Below are 5,347 nucleotides of genomic sequence, written 5' to 3'. Positions count from 1 at the left end.
CCCTCGGTCAGGGTGCCGGTCTTGTCGAGCACCAGGGTGTCGACCTTTTCGAAACGCTCCAGCGCCTCGGCGTTCTTGATCAAGACCCCGGCGTGCGCGCCGCGCCCCACCCCGACCATGATGGAGATGGGCGTGGCCAGGCCCAGGGCGCAGGGACAGGCGATGATCAGCACCGACACCGCGGCGACAAGCGCGTAGGACAGGCGCGGTTCGGGACCGATCAGGCCCCAGACGACGGCGGCGAGCACCGCGATGCCGATCACGGCCGGCACGAACCAGCCCGAGACCTGGTCGGCCAGACGCTGGATCGGCGCGCGGCTGCGCTGGGCCTGGGCGACCATCTGGACGATCCGGGCCAGCAGGGTGTCGGCGCCGACCTTGTCGGCCCGCATCACGAACGAGCCGGTCTTGTTGAGCGATCCGGCGACGACCTTGTCGCCGACCTCCTTGGTCACCGGCATGGATTCACCCGTGACCAGCGATTCGTCGATGGTCACCCGGCCGTCCAGGATTTCGCCGTCGACGGCCACCTTCTCGCCGGGCCGGACGCGCAGCCGGTCTCCGACGGCGACCAGGTCGAGCGTCACATCCTCGTCGCCGCCGTCGTCACGCACGCGGCGCGCGGTCTTCGGCGTCAGATCCAGCAGCGCCCGGATAGCGCCGGACGTCTGTTCCCGCGCGCGCAACTCCAGGATCTGGCCCACCAGAACGAGGACGGTGATCACCGCCGCCGCCTCGAAATAGACCGGCGCGCTGCCGTCCATTCGCCGGACCGCCGCCGGGAACAGGCCCGGAGCCAGAACCGCGACCACGCTGTAGATCCAGGCCGCGCCGACGCCGATAGCGATCAGGGTGAACATGTTGAGGCTGCGGTTGCGGATCGAGGCCCAGCCCCGCTGGAAGAAGGGCCATCCGGCCCACAGCACCACCGGCGTCGCCAGGGCGAACTGGATCCAGTTCGAGGTCTGTCCCGGTATCCGCATCATCAGGCCGGTCAGATGCCCGCCCATCTCCAGAGCGAAGACCGGCAGGGTCAGCACCAGGCTGACCCAGAAGCGGCGGGTGAAGTCGATCAGTTCGTGATTGACCGGCGCCTCGGCGGTCACCGTCTCCGGTTCCAGCGCCATACCGCAGATCGGGCAGGAGCCGGGGCCTTCCTGGCGCACCTCCGGATGCATCGGGCAGGTGTAGATCGCGCCCGGGACGACGGGCGCAGGCTGCGGCTTCTCGCCCAGGTATCGGTCCGGCTCGGCGACGAATTTGGTCCGGCAGCCCGCCGAGCAGAAGAAATAGTCCCGGCCTTCGTGAGCGGCGCGATGCGCCGCGGTCGCCGGATCGACGGTCATGCCGCAGACCGGGTCGACGGCCTTCGCGCCGCTGTCGGCCGTGTGGGTCGAACAACCGGCGTGACCGTCCGGATGGGAATGCGAGGACGTGGACATGGCGGGCTCCTGAATCGGCTGGACGCCAAATATACCCCATTGGGGTATCGCGCAAGATACCATCATAGGGTATAGGGAATGACTGGAACGAGGAATTGGATGCAGACCCTGACCAAGCCCAAGGTGATAAACCGTCTCAACCGGATCGAGGGACAGGTGCGCGGCATCGCCCGGATGGTCGAGGATGACCGATACTGCGTGGACGTGCTGACCCAGCTGCAGGCGGTGCGGGCCGCCCTGCTGCGTGTCGAGAGCGAGGTCCTCAAGGATCACCTCGACCACTGCGTCATGGGCGCGATGACCGGCAACGATCCGGCCGAGCGCAAGGCCAAGGCGAACGAACTGATCGAGCTGCTCGGACGCGCCTCGCGCTAGTGCGACAGGGTGTCAGACACCCCGTCGGAAGGGTTCGGCGAGTTGCCGGAGATATCCTCTGGGGTAGTCGGGCCGACCGTACACGCCGATCTGGCCCGTCCGGGGCGTGTCGGCCCCCGACCGGAACGTTCCCAGCAGATGGTCCCACAGGCTGGTGAACAGGCCGAAATTGACGTCACCCTCGGTTTGCGACGCCAGATGATGGTGTCGGTGGGCCGGGGCGACCGCCCATATGTAGATCAGCGGTCCGATCTTCATATCGACGTTGGAGTGCTGAAGGATCAGTTGGATCGCCACGGCGAAGGCCAGAAGCCAGGCGACGTCCGAGGGCATGCCGAGGAGCACCAGCGGCGCAACACCGGCCGTCAATTCTATCGCCTGATGGAGGGGATGTTTCAGCAGGCCGTTGAAACCATACATCCGTTCGACGGAATGATGCACGGCGTGCAACGACCAGAGCGCCGGGATGCGATGGCTGGCGTAGTGCGCCAGGGTGATGCCGAAGTCCGCCGCCAGGATGGCGACCGCCAGTTGTCCCCATAGCGGCCAGCCGGACGGCCAGACGTCGAGACCCGGGATCACGCCGGACACAAGGGGCAGGGCCAGAACCGAGAGGACAATCGACGCCTCATTGACCGCCGCATGGATCAAATCGCGGCCGGCGTCCCCGTGGGGTTGATTCCAGACGGGTTCGTAGGGCGCCAGACGCTCGGCGGCGAACGAGACCGCCAGCGCCAGCCCGAGCAGGATCGGCAGACTCCACGGGGGCGCCCCCCGCTCGGCCAAGGTCACCGCGGCCCCAAGGAAGCCCGCGAAGAACACCGGCGCATAACCGAGACGGACGAGAAACCGGGCGAGAGGCATCGGAGGGCTCCAGGGACGCCCCAGGATGACGCGGCCGGCGGGCGGCTTATTGAACGAACCGATTGTCCGCAGAACGCACGACGCTCGACGCCTGCAAGGGCGTCACGCCGAACATGCGTTTCGTGACGCGGTTCAGATGCGCCTGGTCGGCGAAACCGCCGGCGATCGCCGCCTCCACCAGGCCCGCGCCCGACGCCATCTCATGCCCGGCCCTCTGCAGCTTTCGCCATAGCAGCCATTGCGACAGCGGAGCCTGCATCTGCGCCTGGGCCAGAACCCGGAGGCGCGCGGGGGACAGGCCGACCGCCCGGGCCGCCCGGGCGACGGCGCCGGGCGCCGGGTCTTCGGACGCCTTGAGGAGCGCCCCTTCAAGGCGTGGATCCAGCTTCACTTCCTTGACGCCGAGCCCTTCTCTGAGGCCCGCCACGATGCGGTCCGGCTGGGCCTCAGGGCTCAACAGGGCCGTCACGGAGGGCGGAGCGACGGCCGCGACGGCCGGCGCTATCAGCGCCAGAAGGCTCGAGGCCAACGGCGTGTGCGTCTCCAGGTACAACAGCAGGACCGACCCGCCCTCGTCGGTCATCCGATGGCGAACCCGCGGGCCGATGACGATCGCCTGACCGCTCAAGGTGCGATGGTCTTCCAGAACCACGCGGACCGAGCCCGTGCGGGCCACGGCCAGCTGTATCGCGACATGGGCGTGAGCGGCGTGCGCTTCATGCGGGCCCGCATAGGCGGCCCATCCGTCGCCCATGGCGAAAACTGCGCTCGATGAAGGCGAAGCCATAGTGTCGCGGCGTCCGCGCCGGTCCCATCGCCGACGGCAGTTGTCATCGCGCCTTCCGGCGAAACCCGCAAGCCGCGCACCATGAGCCCCTCGCAACGGGTGGGAGCGGACCATCGCCGCTTTGCCGGGCCCACGGCACCGCTGGACTGAAGCCTGACGCGGCGGGACGAGGGATGTACGTATCCGATGCGTATCCCAGATAGGTGGACCGTCGTGTTCCGCCCGCCTTGGGGGGCCATTGCTCATGACGTCCGTACCGCCGACCCGCGACGGCTATCCGGCCGAGCTGAGAGCCCTGACCAGTCTGCGGGCCTTCCTGGCCGTGGGCGTGGTGCTATTCCACTACCAGCTCCAATGGGATCCGGCCCTGGGCTTCAGCCCGATCATTGAGCGCAGCCGGCTGGCGGTGGACGCCTTCTTCATGTTGTCGGGCTTCATCCTTGCCCACGTCTACGGGCCGGCGTTCGCCGCCGGGACCTTCAGCTACAGGCGCTTCCTCATCGCCCGCCTGGCGCGGCTCTACCCCCTACACGTCGCGGTGCTGGCCAGCGTGCTGGTCATGGTCCTGGGAGCCACCGCGGCCGGGGTCCGGTTCGACGCCGACAGCTATCCGCCGCTGGCCTTCTTCCAGACCCTGTTCCTCGTCCAGGCCTGGTTCCCGACGGACGCGGTCATCCACTGGAGCGGACCGAGCTGGTCGCTGTCGGCGGAATGGTTCGCCTATCTCCTGTTCCCGGCCTTCGCATGGCTGGCCCTGCGGTTCCGGGCTCGCCCCTGGGCGTTGCTCGGGATGGGGGCGGTGGCGTTCGTCGTGTTCGACGCCCTGTACGTCCAGGCGTTCGGCAAGGTCCTGCCCCGGGCCGAGGATTCCCTCGGCATTCTGCGGATCGTCCCGGAATTTCTGATCGGCATGGCGCTTTACGCCCTGGGCCATCGCTGGCGCTGGAGCCGGCCCGTCGCCATCGCCGCAGCCCTGTTCACCACCCTGGTCCTGCTCGGCGCCATGCAGCTGTCGCTGGATGACCGCATCGTGGTCGCCCTCTGCGCCCCCGTGATCCTGACCTGGTCCCTGCTGGCGCGGGCGGACTGCGAGGGCCCCCTCGCCGCGCCGGCCCTGGTCTTCGCCGGCGAGGCGTCCTTCGCCCTCTATCTCGTGCACATGCCCGTCATCATCGCCTTCAAGGGCGTCGTCGCCGAATTGCGCGGCATCGACAGCGCGTTCCGGATCACGCCGGTCGAACTGACGGGGTTGTTCGTCGTCACCGCGCTGATCGCCGTCGCCTTGCACCTGCTCGTCGAAAAGCCCGGCCGCACCTGGATTCGACGCCGGTTCGAAGGTCCTCGGACCGAGCCGTGAACCAAGCCATGCCCCGGGTCAGGCCGGCCGGCGCGAACTCCGAAAAAGAAGGTCTCCATCGGCGGAAGGGCGGTGAGGCTTTTAATCGGGAGCCCTGAGGGTCCGGGCGTTATTCGGTTGGAATCTGACCCATCATCGGAAAGCGCGTTCTTCATCGAACGCCTCGCTTAAAGCACCGCCCCCTCCGACTCGGCCGACAAATCCGAACTCTTGACGGGCCGGGCGCCCGCGCCGTTTGCTTTGGATCAAAGCGCCGTTCGCCAGCGCCGGTAGAAGGGAATCCAAGATTGTCTTCGGGAGGATCGGCCAAATGAACAAATCCCTTGCTCTCGTGAGCGCCCTGGCGCTGGCCGTCAGCGTTTCAGCCTGCGCGACCACCGCGCCCCCGACGGCCGAACAACGGGCGTCGTGCGAACAAATGCTCCGCACAATGGGCGAAGGCGCGACCCACAGCCACAGCGCTGAAAAGAGCGGCGGCGTGAGCCCGATGGGAATGACCCACGCCCAGTGCCGACGCATGCT

The 5,347-nt window shown here is 67.8% G+C and carries 6 protein-coding genes; 3 read left to right on the top strand and 3 right to left on the bottom strand.

Translation table 11 applies throughout. The annotated features are described in order from the left end of the window. The coding region (locus tag Q0588_RS02795; RefSeq protein WP_298743562.1) for an HAD-IC family P-type ATPase at positions 1-1,442 on the bottom strand (1,442 nt) is incomplete at its 3' end. Positions 1,443-1,541: 99 nt separating this feature from the next. On the opposite strand from Q0588_RS02795, the gene Q0588_RS02790 reads away from it, so the two are divergent. Next, positions 1,542-1,817 (top strand): metal-sensitive transcriptional regulator, encoded by a 276-nt coding sequence (locus tag Q0588_RS02790; RefSeq protein WP_298743561.1) that lies wholly within the window; start codon positions 1,542-1,544, stop codon positions 1,815-1,817. Positions 1,818-1,829: 12 nt separating this feature from the next. On the opposite strand, the gene Q0588_RS02785 is transcribed toward Q0588_RS02790, so the two are convergent. Together Q0588_RS02785 and Q0588_RS02780 are read right to left on the bottom strand one after the other, a co-directional pair. Further along, entirely contained in the window at positions 1,830-2,681 is an 852-nt protein-coding gene (locus Q0588_RS02785; RefSeq protein WP_298743559.1) for a sterol desaturase family protein, read from the bottom strand. A 46-nt stretch (positions 2,682-2,727) separates the two neighbouring features. Beyond that, positions 2,728-3,435: a helix-turn-helix transcriptional regulator gene (locus tag Q0588_RS02780; protein ID WP_298743557.1), complete on the bottom strand. Its 708-nt coding sequence runs from the start codon at positions 3,433-3,435 to the stop codon at positions 2,728-2,730. Positions 3,436-3,712: 277 nt separating this feature from the next. Between Q0588_RS02780 and Q0588_RS02775 the strand changes: the two genes are divergently transcribed. Then, the gene (locus Q0588_RS02775) at positions 3,713-4,825 is read left to right on the top strand and encodes an acyltransferase (protein WP_298743555.1); all 1,113 of its coding nucleotides are present in this window, start codon (positions 3,713-3,715) and stop codon (positions 4,823-4,825) included. A 310-nt stretch (positions 4,826-5,135) separates the two neighbouring features. Further along, positions 5,136-5,347: hydroxylase (locus tag Q0588_RS02770; protein WP_298743553.1), on the top strand; the 212-nt coding region annotated here is incomplete at its 3' end.

Source organism: uncultured Brevundimonas sp., assembly GCF_937870815.1.
GTDB lineage: Bacteria > Pseudomonadota > Alphaproteobacteria > Caulobacterales > Caulobacteraceae > Brevundimonas.
The sequence above is the reverse complement of the archived record's forward strand: the minus strand, read 5'-3'. Positions and strand labels throughout refer to the sequence as shown.